Origin of the sequence: Gracilibacillus sp. D59 (genome assembly GCF_052246695.1) — a bacterium.
In the GTDB taxonomy this organism is placed as follows: domain Bacteria; phylum Bacillota; class Bacilli; order Bacillales; family Amphibacillaceae; genus Gracilibacillus.
Map to the genome: position 1 here is coordinate 351,580 of NZ_JBQQCK010000001.1, position 16,976 is coordinate 368,555.

The window sequence follows — 16,976 nt, forward strand, 5'->3', positions numbered from 1 at the left end:
TCGGGTATAACCCGCACTGTCCTATTTTGTTTTGATCCCATTCTAATTAAAGATGAGTACAAGGAGACGCTCCGGCAAGATACTTCACTGGTTATTATGTTCTGATTTATGAAAGAGAAATCCTCTGAATATTTCTAGGCTTTCCTCTTATTCGTACAGAACACTATTCAAAGCTGCGGAAAAATGCGACACTCCAGTGGGAAAGGAACAGTCTGAAGACCCCGCAACGAGCGTTTTTTGCTCGTGAGGAGGCTGAAGCGTTCCCCACGGAAAGGGAGCGTTTTTCCGCAGCGACGGTTTACCACTCATCCACGAAAGAATGGGAGAAAGTCATAAAAGTTGCTGTGTAAATTAGGTGTATATGCATTCTTAACTTATAAAAGAGAAACTCCCTTTCAAGAGGGAGTTTCTATACAATGATGAAAAACGAGGTGATCCTGTGAATCTAGCAGCCAGATCCATTGCTCGTCGATCGATATTTTTTCTTTTACCATCATGGGTACTCTTATTAATTTTCTTTGTCGGACCAATTCTACTAACCTTTTATTTTTCTTTTACAAACCTTGCATTAACTGGTGCACAAGCACAGCATATGCAGTTTACTGGATTTGAAAATTTCGTCAAAATGTTTCAGGATCCTAATTTTCGAATAAGTTTGACCAAAACGATTATTTTCCTGTTTCTATCAGCAATAGTCGGGCAACAAATCTTAGGGTTTCTATTAGCCTTCTTAATGAAAGAGAAAAATACTACCTTTAGAAGAATCATTGGTATTGTAGTGATTGCAGGCTGGGTGACACCAGAAATCGTCGTAGCATTTTGCTGGGTAGCCTTCTTAAGCGACAGTGGAACACTCAATACTATTTTACAATCGATTGGTTTGGAATCAGTAACATGGCTATATACGTTTCCGATGATTAGTGTATGTATTGCGAATATATGGCATGGAACAGCTTTTTCCATGTTAGTATTCCAAGCAGCTCTTGATGACGTTCCCAAAAGCTTAGAAGAAGCAGCTAAAATTGACGGAGCCTCCAGACTCCAAATCTTATCTCGTATTATCATCCCAATTGTCAAAGGTTCTATTGTGACGAATATGATTCTAGTTACCTTACAAACGCTCGGAGTCTTCACGTTAATTTATGCGATGACAGGTGGTGGTCCTGGTACATCCACTCAAACACTACCTATTTTTATGTATAATCAAGCCTTTGTCAATTATCAATTAGGATATGGTACCGCCATTTCACTCGTACTGTTGTTAATTGGTGTTGTCGCTAGCTTGTTCTATATCCGATCAATGAAAGTTCAGATGTAGGGAGGAGGAGAACAATGAATCGATTTAAACTGGAACAAATAATACCGTACGTTGTATTAAGCATCATTGGCATTTTGTTTGTATTACCACTATTATGGGTAATCTTCGCATCAATTGATCCCAATGCCAAGCAAGCCTTAACGATTCCTTCTGCGTTTACGATCAAAAATTTTACTGCTATTTTGTCAGACCCTACCAATATACGTTCATTTATTATTGGGTTGTTTTTATCATTAGGTCAGTCGATACTTGTCATAATCGTTGGCGTATTAGCTGCATATCCTCTATCCCGATATGCTCTAAAATATAAAAAACCTTTTATGTTTACCGTATTGTTTATGACCTCTCTACCTATTACAGCAGTAATGGTACCTGTGTATCAATTGTTTATGTTTCTTAACTTACAAGATTCATTAATTGGAACGATGTTTTTCTTAACCGCATCTGGCCTACCTTATGGAATATGGATGCTAAAGAATTTTATGGACGGGGTACCAATAGAATTAGAAGAATCCGCATGGGTAGATGGTGCATCGATCTGGCTTTGTTTACGTAAAGTAGTCGCACCATTAATGATTCCTGGTATTTGCACAGTTGCGATCTTTACCTTTTCCATGAGCTGGGGAAATTTCTTTGTTCCTTATATTTTGATTCAATCACCAGATAAATTCCCAGCATCTGTAACGATATATCAATTCTTCGGCACATATGGAATGGTCGAATACGGAAAGCTAGCGGCATTTTCCGTCATTTACACAATGCCTGCTGTGATTCTTTACTTATTCTCGCAAAAGTTCATGTCAAAAGGATTTAGCTTTGGCGGAGCAACAAAAGGATAACTAAAAAATGGAGGGAACAGAACATGTTTTGGACTGTTGAAAAGCTCGATAAACAAATAAACGAATTACAAACTTACCGATATCGTAATATTAAACGAATCACATCATTTAACAGTTTACTAGATGAAGAAGGTAGAATTGGTGAACGTCCACCATCTAGCACTGATTGGCAAACAATAAATATTAATGATAGATGGGAAGGAAGAGATAAATACCTTTGGTTAAAAACAGACGTAACGATCCCTGAAACTTGGAAAGACTCCAAAATAATTGGCGTTTTTGATTTTGGAAAAACAGGTGGAGGTCATAACTCCGGATTCGAATCGTTACTCTATGTTAATGATCAGCCCTACCAAGGAGTAGATTCTAATCATCAGGAAGTATTCTTCGACTCGCAATTAGCTGGGAATAATCTGACACTATGCTTCCGTCTCTGGTCGGGACTAGAAGGCGGTGGCCAGCCTACCATTCAAGAACATCAGTTAAAAACAGCGTTTCTCGCATGTCTAGATCCAGCATTAGATGATTTGTATTTTACGTCAAAGGCGACGATAGAAACAGTTAAATACTTAGAGCAAAATCAGCCAGAAAGAGTGGAACTATTAAAAGCAGTGGATATGTCCTACCGTGAGATTGATTGGTCAAATCCAGGTACAGATGATTTCTACCAATCTGCTTATCATGCTTTATCTGTCTTAAAAGAAAAACTAGATAATATTCCAAATCAATATCCGGTATCCATTAATGCTATAGGTCATACACATATAGACGTCGCTTGGTTATGGCGCTTAAAGCATACCCGTGAGAAAGCAGCACGTTCCTTTTCCACTGTTTTACGTTTAATGGAGCAATACCCAGACTATATCTTTTTACAAACACAACCACAATTATATGAATATATAAAACACGACTACCCCGAGATTTACGAACAAATGAAAACACGTATAAAAGAAGGACGCTGGGAACCGGAAGGCGGTATGTGGCTGGAAGCAGATTGTAACTTAACTTCTGGAGAATCATTAGTTAGACAGCTTTTACACGGAACTAGATTTTTCAAAGAGGAATTTGGCAAAGAATGTGAATATTTATGGCTTCCCGATGTATTCGGTTATAGCTGGGCATTACCACAAATATTGAAGAAATCGGGTATTAAAACATTTATGACAACGAAGATAAGCTGGAGCCAGTATAATAAAATGCCGCATGACACATTTAAATGGCGTGGCATTGACGGAACAGAAATTTTAACCCACTTTATTACAACACCTGAAGATGACCGTTGGTTTTACACATATAACGGAAAAATAAATCCTAAGTCAGTTAAAGGGATTTGGGAAGCATATCGTGACAAAGGCGTAAACAATGAACTGATTTTAGCTTACGGTTATGGTGATGGCGGTGGTGGTGTAAATCGCGAAATGTTGGAAATGATCGAGCGATTAGATAAGATGCCTGGTTTACCGAATATCAAAACAGGTAGAGCTGATGAATATTTCAGACGATTACACGATACGATTGAAAATACAGATCAATACGTCCATACATGGGACGGAGAATTATACTTAGAATACCATCGAGGAACTTATACGAGCCAAGCATATAATAAACGAATGAACCGAAAAATGGAATTGTTATTAAGAGATAGTGAATGGATCAATGTTCTTGCTTCGGTTATGGAGAAAAATTGGGAACACTACCCTCAAACAAAGCTTCATGACAGTTGGAAAATTGTTTTAAGAAACCAGTTCCATGATATTATACCTGGTTCTTCGATAAGAGAAGTTTATGAAGATAGTTATCAGGAGTATAGAGACGCCTATCAACTGGCCAAAGAATCCTATGATCAAGCCTCTACCCGTCTGGTAGAAACTCAATCCGATTGTTATACTGTTATGAACTCTTCTTCATTCACGAGAAATGACCTAGTCGAAATAGCAAACCAAGCAGAAGAGCTTCAATGGTATGATGCTCAAGGAGAGAAACTGGAATCTCAAAAGACGCAAGATGGCAGTTGGGTGGTGAAGGTGAATGATGTTCCAGCATTAGGTAGTAAATCCATCTACGCCAAAAGGCATAAAGATGCGTCTTCAACTGTTTTTGCCTATTCTGGTGATACGATATCGACACCTTTACTCGAAATCGCATGGAACGAAAACGGACAGCTTACCAAAATAGTTGATAAAAAAGCAAAAAGAGATGTCCTTCCTGCTCAAGCAAAAGCTAATACCTTTCAAGTGTTTGAGGATAAACCAATGCAATTTGATGCTTGGGATATCGACATCTATTATCAACAAAAAATGAAAGAGATCCATAAGTTAACTTCTGTAGATTTAATAGAAAATGGACCAATCCGATCTATTGTTCAATTTCAATGGGAGTATGCTAATTCGACCATCAAACAAAATATGATCGTCTATAACGAAAATTCCCGTATTGATTTTGAGACATATATTGATTGGCATGAACGAGAACAACTATTAAAAGTTGCATTTCCGGTAGATGTACGATCAACAGAAGCCACTTATGATATTCAGTACGGAAATGTTAAACGTCCAACTCATTGGAATACAAGCTGGGATCTTGCCCGTTTTGAATCTGTCGGACATCAATGGGCAGATCTATCAGAAACAGGCTACGGCGTCAGTTTATTAAATGACAGTAAATATGGCTATGATATCAAGGATAACACTATGAGACTAACGTTATTGAAAAGTTCTACAAATCCTGATGTCGAGCAAGATCAAGGAGAACATTATTTTCAATATTCGCTTTATCCACACCAAGGCGACTGGAGAAATGCACAAACAGTTCAACAAGCATGGAACCTGAATAACCCGCTTGTTGCTATCGAAGGAAAAAAAGACAACAGATCCTTATTTTCTGTTGATTCTGATCACGTCATGATTGATGCTGTAAAAAAAGCAGAAGACGAAAATAAAATCATCGTTAGATTGCATGAATTTACAGGAGCTAGAGAAGAAATCGAGATCAAAAGTGATTTCCCTATTCATTCCTGGCAAGAATGTAATTTAGTTGAGGAACCAATATCGCAAAACAAGACTGATGAACCGCTACATTTCACGATACACCCATATGAAATCAAAGCATTCATCATTGAACTACAAAGTTAATTAGATTGTTTTTCAAGACCTTTTTGATATGATTAATAGAGATGATGATATTTATAGGTCTTAATTAAGGAGTATGCATAATGGAAGCACTATACCAACAAGTTTATCAATCCATAAAAGCTGACATCACAAACGGAAAATTCCAAGTAGGTGACCGGATCCCATCAGAGAAGGAATTATCCGAAAAATTCCAGGTCAGTAGAATTACCAGTAAAAAAGCTCTTGAGTTACTAATGAATGAAGGATATGTATACCGGCAACGAGGACGAGGAACTTTCGTCGCAGATTCCTCCACTAATCAAATAAAACAATCACCTGATGTAAAAAAGCCGCTATTCGGATTAATTATCACATCACTTGATGGAAGCTTCGGAAATGATTTGGTAACTTCATTAACTGAGGATACCGATGAAGAATTTTTCGTCATTTTAAAAATATCTTTAGGACTACCAGATAAAGAAGAACAAATGATGCAGGAGCTAATCGAATTAGGAGTAGACGGCATGATTGTAGCTCCTGCACATTCTGAACATTATAGTTCAGAAATATTAAAAATGGTCGTAAATAAATTTCCACTTGTTTTAATTGACAGATCCATCAAAGGAATCGGTGTAACTTCTGTTTCTACGGACAATCAAGAAGCAGCACAAACAGGTGTTAACTATTTATTTGACATCGGTCATCAACATATTGCTGTACTTATGCCGTCTAACTTTGAAACAACCACTATTGAAGATCGGATTGCCGGCATTGTTCACGCATATGCAGAAAAAAATGTGATGGTAGATAAAAGTCTATGGCACGCTGATATTCACAGTACTTTGCCATATCCGCTTGCTTCTAAAGAAGAAGACATCGAAAGTATTAAAAAACATATTCAAAAACACCCAGAAATAACAGCTATTTTTGCCTTAGAATATAATATCGCGTTGTTAGCCAAAAAGGCCATAGAAGAATTAGATTTGAAGGTTCCAGATGATATATCGATTATTTGTTTTGATAGTCCACCATTTAATGACCTTGAATTAAACTTTTCACATTTAAAACAAGATGAAAAAGAATTAGGAAAAAAAACGATCAAGCGATTAATGGATATGTACAAAGGAGATCTCCAAATCAAAAAGGACGAAATCAGTGCTACGCTGGTTAAAGGAGAGACAACACGTGCTCTCACCCAAGAGGGACAGTAAGATGTCCCTCTTTACCCATTAAATAATATAAAACATGTGATCTCTTTGATCACACTCAACATACAAGATAATCATCAAACAGTACATCCCTCAACCGGAACATATTCCCCATCCAAAAATATAATAATGTGAGTTTATTTTTTGTGATAAGGGGGCTAAGTATGCCAGCAATAACAGGGGAAGTATACAGAAACAGAATTAATAATCGGCAAGTGGAACTTTGGCATAATGGAGAAAAAGTAAAAAACATCTTAGAGCATCATGCGTTTAGAGGAATTATTAAGAGTCAGGCCTCCCTTTATGACCTACAGCATCAAAAAGACCAAAAAGATATTATGACCTACCCCTCACCTGTTACAGGAAGTTTAGTCGGAACCTCTTACTTACAGCCAACCACAAAAGAAGAACTGATAAAAAGGAGAAAAACGACTCAACATTGGGCGAAGATGAGCGGAGGTATGCTTGGTAGAAGCCCTGATTATATGAATACTGTTTTAATGACTTTTGCTGCTTCGGCTAAACTGTTGAATGGAAAAGAAAATTGCTTCCCACAACATTTGATTAATTTTTATAAGAAGGCCAGAGAAGAGGATTTATCATTTACACATACTTTTATAAGCCCACAAGTTAATCGGTCACAACTTTACTTTGAAGACTCCGAAGAACCGATCGCAGCGAAAGTGGTTGCTGAAAACGAAGAAGGAATCGTCATAAAAGGAGCTCGTTTACTAGCAACCCAAGGTGGCATTACCGATGAAATTATTGTCTTTTCCCCTGGCGGTATCTCAGATAAAGCCTATGCATTTGCTTTTTCTATTCCAAGTGATACAAAAGGATTGAAATTCATTAGCAGAGATTCCTTTGTTGGAGGCGAGTCAACTTATAATTATCCACTAAGCTCTAGGTTTGAAGAATCAGATAGTTTGGTGGTATTTGATCATGTAGTTGTTCCATGGGAAAGAGTATTCTTTTATAACAATTTAGAAATATCCAATAGCTTTAAAAATACAAGTGCATTTGCTCCCTATACTTTACATCAAATCGTTAGCAGACAGATTATTAAAACAGAGTTTATGATAGGACTGGCAGAGGCCATTGTAAATACCATTAATATTAGTGAATATCCAAATATTCAAGAAAATATGGCCGAAATGATTACAGTGTTAGAAACGATGGAAGCCTTATTATTGAAAGCAGAGACGAATGCAAAGATGGATGAATTTGAACTAATGCGTCCAGAACTATCTCCTTTACAAGTAGCTACCTCTACTTTTCCAAAAGTATATGCTCGACTATCGGAAATTGTCCAACTATTAGGATCTAGCGGGCTTGTGTCTATTCCAACCGAAGCTGATTTTGAGTCCGAGATTAGAGGAGATCTCGATCAATATTTGCAAAGTGCAACACTAGAGGCAAAAGACCGAGTACAGTTGTTTCGCCTAGCTTGGGACGCCACAATGAGTGCATTTGGCAGCAGGCAAACCCAATATGAACGTTTTTTCTTAGGGAGTCCAAATCGACTATTAAGCGAACTATACAAACAATATGATTTAAAGAAACATACAGACTTTATTGGGAATTTTTTAAAATAGACGGGGACTATTTTGTAGTTAATCGAACTGGTTGGTTAACTACAAAAAATCCCCCTCCTCAAACCAAATATGAACAAATATCAATACTTAGTATCTACCACTCCGTAGTTAATCACTACTATTAATATTGATTTAAATTATTCAATTTGTTTATCCACATTAACAACCGGTCTCTTATCTATAAAATCAATTTTACTTATACACGTCTCTCTCAATAAAGACTCTTCGGGGTCTATTAGCCTATGGTATACTAAAAAACATTCCTCATTATATTCTGTTATTGATGCATGACCAGTTCCAAAAACATGATTGGATGGACGTGTCACTCTGTTATCTACGGGAGTTTTATAAGGACCATAAATATTTTTACTTGTCGCATAGCAAATTTGATATCTTGGGTCTCGGGTATCGTAATTACTCCATGTCAGTAAATAAATTTCTCCCATTTTTTGCAGATGAGGACCTTCATTATAAACACCAATGTCAAATACATTTGGGTCTTTGCTACGGCTTTCATATAATTGATTGGATAATAACACTGGTTTCGATTTAAATGTAACCATATCTTCTTTTAACGGTACTATCCAACATTTACCTTGTCCCCATAATAAATATGGTTGATTGTCATCATCAATAAATAGGTCTGCATCAATACTTTGACAATTGTATTCGTTCTTTTTTATTAATGGATAACCAAGTAAATCTTTGAATGGACCAATTGGAGAATCAGATACAGCTGCACCAATTTGGGCTTCAGCAGAAAAATACATGTAATATTTACCATTGTATTTATTTACACTCGGTGCCCAAGCTCTTGAACTTGCCCAACTCACATCACTCAAGTCCAATGCTAAATATGGTCCATCCCAGTTCACTAAATCAACACTTTGAAACACATGGAATTTTTCGTATAACCATCCTTCACTATCTTTCGTTGGATATAAATAGTAATATTCTCCATCCCTTAATATGAATGGATCGGCCCATTCCCCTTCAATAATTGGTTTCTGTCTGTCCATCAAATTTACCTCCATAATCTATAAAGTATGAAAACTCTTGTTCATCTTTGAAATTACACATTCTCCTGTACGGATGAAAATTTCTCATAAATATTACTGCAGCAAACAAAAGCGATGTAAGCAATAAGTGAACCCATGAAAAAAAGTATAGCAAAGGTAAAAACTTTAATACTAATGTAAATGATTGATGAACTAACAACTCCTAAAGTAAGAGTGAGAATAGGTTTTCCTAACGTTATCAATAGCGAATTTTTTAAAATGGAAAATAACTTTATTTCTAAATGAACAGTTATGGAAAAAAAGTGCAGGGTAAATACCACAATGAACATGAACATGAATATAAACAGAAACAAAATGAAAACAGGTCTATTTGGGCTTAAGTAATTTTCCAGATAACAGTAATCTATGAATAATACCACCAATACTATAGAAATAATTCCTCCACCTAGCATACTGTTCAAATAATTCGCTTTATAATACATTATAAAGGTTTTTATAATAGAGATATCTTCTCCCAACGTCCATTTGCGTATAAGCGCAAACATTGCTGTTGTAGCCGGAAAAAAAATAAAAGGCGCAATAACTATTACAGACAAATATAGTATGATTAAATGATGGAAATTTGTTACTAATAGAATATTTAACATCAAAAATATTATAGGTAAATTAAAGATAATCCATAATAAATTAACAGCCGTAAACCGGAATACCCACTCCGATACCCTAATAAACAATCCCATAAACCCACTAGAATTCATTGATATTTCACCCCCCACTCTCTATATAACAAACCTAGAATTTCCTGTTAACAAGCTTACGTTTGCAACAATTATCTTTTAACATTATTGGGACTAACTAGTTATTCTTTAACTGAACCTAAAGTGATACCTTTTACAAAGTACTTCTGAAGAAATGGATAGATCACTAAAATAGGAAGCATAGTAACCACTATCTTAGCTGCATTAAAAGTTCTACTAGATGCTTTCTGCATTATCTCATCCTTATTAGCTGATGTTATCTCATCCGGACGAATTACTAGCTGTTGAATATATGTTTGTAATGGCATATTTTCAGTTTTATTCATATAGATTAATCCATCAAAGAAGGAATTCCAATGCATTACAATGCTAAATAAAGTTACAGTCGCAATCGCAGGAAGAGCTAATGGTATATATATTTGAATAAGCATTCGCCAAGGTCCAGAACCATCAACTATAGCTGCATCCTTTAAAGCCCTTGGTAGACCTCTAAAAAAGTTCATTAAAATTATTACATTAAATATTGGCACAGCTGTTGGCAGAACCAAGGCCCATAAAGTATCAATTAAACCCGTAGACTGTACCACCATATATGTCGGGATCAAACCACCGTTAAACATAAAAGCAAAAACAATGATCCACATATAAATATTACGACTTCGAAATTCTGATGTTTCATTAGAGAGAGCAAATGCCATCATTACAGTTAATACAAAGTTAATAATCCCACCAAGTAATACTCTTTTAACAGAGACAAAAAATGAATTAAAAAAATATGGATCATCAATTATTTGTGTATACGGTGCAATCGTAAATTCTATTGGAAACAGCGTCACGATCCCAGCTGAGGCAGCAGAACTGTTACTAAAAGATAGAGCAAAGATATGGACTATCGGCAGTAAGCAAAGAAATGATATTACCAATAGGATTGTTAGAATTACTAGATCAGTTATATTAAGTCTTTTTCCCTTAACTTTCGTAGTTACACTCGTATTTCTTCTTACAACATCCACTTAAACACATCCTTTCACTCAATGTCGAAGCTAGAATATTCTATAATTTGCATATCTATATGCAAGTCGATATGATAGTATAATTAACACAAATCCAATAACAGCTTTCAGCATTCCTACTGCAGTAGCTAAACCAAATTGGGCATTTATTAATCCCGTACGATAAACATAGGTATCTATAATATCACCGGATTCATATACTAGTGGATTATATAAGTTAAAGATCTGATCAAATCCAGCATTAAGAATTTGACCTATACTTAATGTTGATAATAATACAATAGTCGGTGCAATACCAGGCAAGGTAATGTGCCAGATTTTTCGTAAACGACTAGCTCCATCTATATCTGCCGCTTCATATAATGCAGGATTAATAGCAGTGAGTGCAGCCAATATAATAATTGCATTAAAGCCAAACTCCTTCCAAACATCGCTTAAAACAATTACAACCGGAAACCAAGTATTACTTGCCAAAAAGAACATCGTTTCACCAGTGAAAAATGAAATTACTTTATTAATTAAACCATTACCTGATAACATATCTATTAACACACCAGCTAGCACAACCCATGATAAAAAATGTGGCAAATAAACAATTGTTTGAATCGACCTTTTTATTTTCATAAATATGACTTCATTTAATAGTAAAGCAAATGTTACTGGAACTATAATATTCATTATAATTTTCATACTGGCAATAAAAATCGTATTAAAAAATACTCTCCTACTACCATCCAATTCAAACATGTACGTAAAATTTTCAAATCCAATCCACTCAGAGCCAGAAATCCCTTTTGCCGGAATATAATCTTGGAAAGCCATAACATTACCAGCTATAGGTAATAAATTGTAAATAAATAATATAATCATTCCTGGTAGTAACATTAAATGATAGTGTATAGTTACTCCTTTATACTGCATTTCTTCCACTCCTCGTTTTAACAAATGTCACCATTAAAGGTAAACGAGAAATGGCCAAATAATCCATTTCTCGTTTGTTAATGTTAATTCCCATCAACAATTTGGCTTACTTCTTTTGTTATCTTGTCGCCACCTTGGCTTTTCCATTTTGAAACAAACTCATCAAAATAATCTAAAGGCTCGGAGCCAAGAATTATTTGCAAAAACACTTCATCCTCCATTGTTTGCAGATTTGCCCAACGTCTTTCCATTGTTTCTGTTTGACCATAAAATACTCCCTGGACCTTGTTTACATCTGTTTTATTAATCACATCGGCACCTGTTAGAAATGCATTAGCTCTTGCCCATGCGGACAGATCCTTTTTCGGATTCTCTTGGTTTATTAAATAATCTTCATAAATCTGTTTAGGTTCTCCCTTTAAGTTATCCGGTGAACCATTACCTTCTATAACCTCTCGCACTTGAGCAGCTTTCACTTCCTTATCATCATATCTACTTAGTAACAACGAGAAAGGCATATTTGCCCAGTTAAATCCCATATCTTCTACACCCTCATAAAACCCATAACCATCACCTTGTACCTGATCAATATCAAATTGATAGTTTAATGTTTCTACAATGACTTCTGATTTTTCAAATCCTTTTTTAACAACTAAATAAGATGAGCTGGGAGCTGTCATATGTGTATTCATTGTTCCTTGAGCATTCTTTGGAGCAGTTAATGCTGTCCATTCTGCTTTTGGATCCTGTTCTAACTGACTTCGAAGTACCGAAAAAGGAGCCCACCATGGGTATAAAATAATCCCTGATTTCCCACTGACTACGAGTTCTTCCGAATCCTCAGGTTTTTTCACACCAAACTCTGATTCAAAGACACCTAACTCATACATTTCCCGTAATTTTGCAAGTGCTTCCTTTGTTTCAGGTTGAATCGATCCATAAACAACATCCCCAGCCTCATCTTCAATCCACATTTCAGGATAGGCATCAAAATAACTGAAGATAGTATCAAATCCAAATAAACTATTTCCAATGTTTACAATATTTTGACTACCTAGAAGTCCGACAGTATCATCTTTTCCATTTTGATCCGGATCCTGTTCTTTAAAAGCTTTAGCTACTTCAATAATTTCGTCCAAAGTTTTAGGCTTTTCGAGGTTGAGATTATCTAACCAATCTTCACGTACCCAGAGTAAATTAACTCCATCAGCTCCTGGATTAATATTAGGAATCGCCATTAACTTGCCATCGTATGTCGCTTGTGATAATCCATAATCATCCGTATCTTTATATGCGCCTCTTAAATCATCAGATACTGTATTATTAAATGCATCTGTCATATCTTCGATTAAATCAGCCTCGACTAGCTGTGTAAGTTGGGTTTTGTCAACAACCATTACATCTGGTATATCTCCACTAGCAATTGCTAAACTATTTTTCTGCTGAATATCTTGTGAACTTCCTTGATATGCAAGCATATAGTCAACATTCAGTTCCTCTTCCAAAAATCTCGTATATTCGTTGTCCTCTACCGTATCCCCATTAGGTAGATCGGAGTCTAAATTACCCGCTTTACCAATTGTTATTTCTATAGGACCAGATGAATCTTGCACTTGATTATTATCTTCTGACGATGAAGATTCATCATCACTACAGGCCACTATAGAAGCCAAAAAAAGTAATGAAATTAAAAATAAAAATGATTTCCTCATAACTTTATTCCCCTCTCTTTTTCATAATGTTTTACAAACTAATTGTAATTTAAAAAGTAAGATGTTAGGGATAGATTACTGTATATAAAAACGCCTAATATTGTAACCGTTTACAAAAATATCTGAACAGATTTCTGCATTATTTTTTACGATTTTCATACTTCGTTTGGGCTTTCGCCTTTTTTCTATATTCCGAAGGTAAGCAGTTTACAGTATTTTGAAAAACCCTGCTAAAATATCTCTCATCTTTGAAACCAGTTTGTTCGGCAATTTCATAAATAGGAAGATTCGTTGTAGAAATAATATATTTTGCCTTCTCAATACGAAGTTGCTTTACAAAATCAGCAAAGTTGGAACCAACGATTTTTTTAAAATACCGACTAAAATAAACTCTACTCATGCATGCAATTTCAGCAATATCTTCTTGTGTAAAATTCAGATTTTCTTGAGTTCGCATATATTCAATTGATCTATAGATAGCTACAACAATTTCTTCAGGGTATTGACTATTATTATATATTTTTTTTATGGAATCGCGGACGTCCTCTAGCCAAGATTTCCAATCCTGCCAAGAATGAAATTCATCAAATTTACTCAACCATTCGTGAATAAAATGACTGATCGCAAATTCATCTGCCCATTTAAACATTGCCTCGTAAAATATTTGCCGAATTTCACTTGGATATGGACGCATTTCTTCCACTAAAGATAGTAATTTGTTAAAGAAACTATCATTAAACATCCATTCATAGCTCGACCATTGTAAGATTAATTTATTCAAATCTTTTGGGTTAGCATCTTGTAAATCGTTAATATTACATTCATAAATCTTCGTATTAGGATTGTAATCATAATAAAAAACATTTTCTATGTAATGGTTTAACAGTTTGTATATCTTTTCCCATGAATATCCTTCAAGATTATAAACTTTTACTACGACTAGCCCATGATGCTCCTTTATTATTTCTTCTTTCAGGAATTCTTCTGCCATTTGCTCACCATCCTCATCGGTCGGTATAAACCCAACACCTTCAGAAACAGGAAGATTGAAATGCAGTGTTAACCATTCCTTTATTTCAGTATCTTTATTTTGATAAAGGGATATATACATAAGTCCATTTTTAAAATTATTAAATGTATCTCTTTGTAATTTGGAATGTAGTCGCTTTGTTATTGGTGCTAAAACTTCATCAACTTTATCATTTTCTAATTGAGTTTTTAGAATATAATCTATAGCACCTAAACGTAACGCTTCTTGAACATAGTTAAACTCCTCATAACATGTTAATACTACAACAGAAATATCTTGATAATCCTGAGAAATTTCCTTTAATAATTCTAGACCATCCATTTCGGGCATACTAACGTCTGTAAAGATTAAATCAACTTTATTTTCTTGTATAAATTCAAGAGCTTTACGGCCACTATTAGCTTCCCCAACAATTTTAATACCATATTTAGTCCAGGGAAGTACAAAATTAAGCCCTTTTCTAACAAGAGGCTCATCATCAACAATCAAAGCTTTAATCATGATCAACCATCCTTTCTTCATAAAGTAATGTTATACTAATCTTTGTTCCTTTATTCTCTTCACTTGATATATCAAGCCGACTACTAGGACCAAAATAAATCTTAATCATCTTATCAACATAATTCAGACCAATACCTAGTCCGTATTTCTTTTTTCTTCCTGTTAATAAATCAGCAATTTCTGTTTCAACCATCCCTTTACCATCATCAATAACAACAATCGATAATTTATTATTACCAATTGCTGTGACGTATACCTTAATTGACCCTTCATTACCCTCTAGGCCATGATATAAAGCATTTTCTACGAGGGGTTGTAATAAAAATCTCGGCGTTTTGTAATCCCATGCTTGTTCATCCACTTCTATTTCAACATCAAATATATTGTCATACCTAATATTCTGTAATTCTATATAATCTAGCAACGTATTAATTTCTTCTTTAATTGGTACAACATAACCACCTTTTGCTAAATTATAATTTAGTAACTTTATAAACAATGCTACAAATCGATCTGTTTTTTCTGGTTCCCTCATTCTAGATAGCCACTGTATCGTATTTAAAGAATTATACAAAAAATGTGGATTAATTTGTGCCATTAACTTTTCAATTTCGACTTCACTTTTATTCTTTTCTTCCAATTCCACCTTTTTTACCAAATTTTTAATTTTATTAGTCATGTTATTAAACTCGGAAATGATAGAATCAAACTCTCTAACTCCACTAAAATTCATTTTCACTTCTAAATTGTTACCTGATATCATGGCAATCCCTTGATTAATTTTATTCAGTGGTTTATATACTATTTTTCTAATTAATACAGCAATAAAAATACTACATAGAAGTGATAATAATGCAAATAATAAAAAAGTATATAACCATTTTCTTATTTCATAACCATAGTCATTTTGATCAATAAAAGTAACAATTCTCCAGTTTTGATCACTTTCTTTACTAAAGGCTTTGTAGCCTTCTACACTATTTAAATCATAATCACTTCCAGTTAGAATTAATTGTTCATTTCCTGTGTAAATTACTTTCCCATTACTATTCACTAAAATATGAAATGCTTCCATTCCATACTGCATTGAGGTTAATATATTTTCAAAGGCACTAAAATTACTCTCAATATAAATTATTACATTAGAAGTTTGCTCATCATTAGTGATATCAAATTTTCTACTGAGAGAAAATACATTATTATTGCTATTCTTATATTGTGACTCGTGAGGGCCATAAAAATTACTACCTTGCGTTGTAGTTAATAAAGGTAAATGTTTTAGTTGGAAGTCTTCTGTTTGCATATTAGTAAAAAGGGGAGTTTGATTTTTCTTATCATAATATAACGTCATACCTACTATAGGGTTTGTATAATTCATTAAAGCAATATTGTGATTTATCATATTTGTTTGTTTGATTTTCTCAACTAAATCATCCGACCTTAAATATTTGTATACGTCTTGTCCAATTAAACCATTAAATGTAAACTGCTGAGATGTATAATTCATATTCTCTAGGGTATTTTCTAAACTTAAACTTACTTGTTCTATATTATTTTCAATACCCTTATCAATTTTATTTACTAATATAGAATATATTGCGTAGACTGAAATCGTGCCTATTAATATCAGAGGGATAATTGAACTTGCTGTTAACATAATATAAAGTCTACTTTTTAGTGAGTAAGGATATCTAGAGAGAGGGTTTATTTTTGCATATTTCACTTATTTTCCTCCTTGAAAGATTAAAATACTAGAAACAATTAAGTTTAATAATTTCTAATAGAAAGAAAGCGTTTTCTAAATTAGCAATTATAAAACTCTTGATCTGTAACCAAAAATTTAATACATTTTTTTACACAATTTGAAAAAATATAGACCAAACACTATAAATAAGACTTCCATAAATTAGTGATATAATTTTAGCACTATTAAAATCTGCATTCAATAGATA

General features: G+C 34.4%; 12 protein-coding genes. 5 read left to right on the top strand and 7 right to left on the bottom strand.

The features are described from left to right. The first annotated feature begins 439 nt into the window (after positions 1 to 439). From ACTWP4_RS01700 to hpaB, 5 genes are all read left to right on the top strand, one after another. Entirely contained in the window at positions 440 to 1,318 is an 879-nt protein-coding gene (locus ACTWP4_RS01700; protein ID WP_443127025.1) for a carbohydrate ABC transporter permease, read from the top strand. A gap of 14 nt (positions 1,319 to 1,332) precedes the next feature. Beyond that, positions 1,333 to 2,157, top strand: a complete 825-nt coding sequence (locus ACTWP4_RS01705) for a carbohydrate ABC transporter permease (protein WP_443127026.1) — start codon at positions 1,333 to 1,335, stop codon at positions 2,155 to 2,157. Positions 2,158 to 2,180: 23 nt separating this feature from the next. After that, entirely contained in the window at positions 2,181 to 5,288 is a 3,108-nt protein-coding gene (locus tag ACTWP4_RS01710; RefSeq protein WP_443127027.1) for an alpha-mannosidase, read from the top strand. Between the two features lie 80 nt (positions 5,289 to 5,368). Next, positions 5,369 to 6,478: a GntR family transcriptional regulator gene (locus ACTWP4_RS01715; RefSeq protein ID WP_443127028.1), complete on the top strand. Its 1,110-nt coding sequence runs from the start codon at positions 5,369 to 5,371 to the stop codon at positions 6,476 to 6,478. Positions 6,479 to 6,639: 161 nt separating this feature from the next. Continuing rightward, positions 6,640 to 8,070, top strand: a complete 1,431-nt coding sequence (gene hpaB, locus ACTWP4_RS01720; RefSeq protein WP_443127029.1) for a 4-hydroxyphenylacetate 3-monooxygenase, oxygenase component — start codon at positions 6,640 to 6,642, stop codon at positions 8,068 to 8,070. A 137-nt stretch (positions 8,071 to 8,207) separates the two neighbouring features. Here hpaB and ACTWP4_RS01725 read toward each other — a convergent pair whose 3' ends face one another. The 7 genes from ACTWP4_RS01725 to ACTWP4_RS01755 form a co-directional block, all read right to left on the bottom strand. Further along, positions 8,208 to 9,089, bottom strand: coding sequence for a family 43 glycosylhydrolase (locus ACTWP4_RS01725; RefSeq protein WP_443127030.1), 882 nt, complete (start codon positions 9,087 to 9,089; stop codon positions 8,208 to 8,210). 53 nt (positions 9,090 to 9,142) lie between these two features. After that, on the bottom strand, positions 9,143 to 9,847 hold the full coding sequence (locus tag ACTWP4_RS01730) for a YesL family protein (RefSeq protein ID WP_443127031.1): 705 nt from the start codon (positions 9,845 to 9,847) through the stop codon (positions 9,143 to 9,145). 101 nt (positions 9,848 to 9,948) lie between these two features. Continuing rightward, positions 9,949 to 10,860: a carbohydrate ABC transporter permease gene (locus ACTWP4_RS01735; protein WP_443127032.1), complete on the bottom strand. Its 912-nt coding sequence runs from the start codon at positions 10,858 to 10,860 to the stop codon at positions 9,949 to 9,951. Between the two features lie 30 nt (positions 10,861 to 10,890). Further along, positions 10,891 to 11,781: an ABC transporter permease gene (locus ACTWP4_RS01740; RefSeq protein ID WP_443127033.1), complete on the bottom strand. Its 891-nt coding sequence runs from the start codon at positions 11,779 to 11,781 to the stop codon at positions 10,891 to 10,893. A gap of 83 nt (positions 11,782 to 11,864) precedes the next feature. Further along, positions 11,865 to 13,493, bottom strand: a complete 1,629-nt coding sequence (locus ACTWP4_RS01745; protein ID WP_443127034.1) for an extracellular solute-binding protein — start codon at positions 13,491 to 13,493, stop codon at positions 11,865 to 11,867. A 139-nt stretch (positions 13,494 to 13,632) separates the two neighbouring features. After that, positions 13,633 to 15,024 (bottom strand): response regulator transcription factor, encoded by a 1,392-nt coding sequence (locus tag ACTWP4_RS01750; RefSeq protein ID WP_443127035.1) that lies wholly within the window; start codon positions 15,022 to 15,024, stop codon positions 13,633 to 13,635. Further along, positions 15,017 to 16,747: a histidine kinase gene (locus ACTWP4_RS01755; RefSeq protein ID WP_443127036.1), complete on the bottom strand. Its 1,731-nt coding sequence runs from the start codon at positions 16,745 to 16,747 to the stop codon at positions 15,017 to 15,019. The genes ACTWP4_RS01750 and ACTWP4_RS01755 overlap by 8 nt, the downstream gene beginning before the upstream one ends. Positions 16,748 to 16,976: the final 229 nt, after the last annotated feature.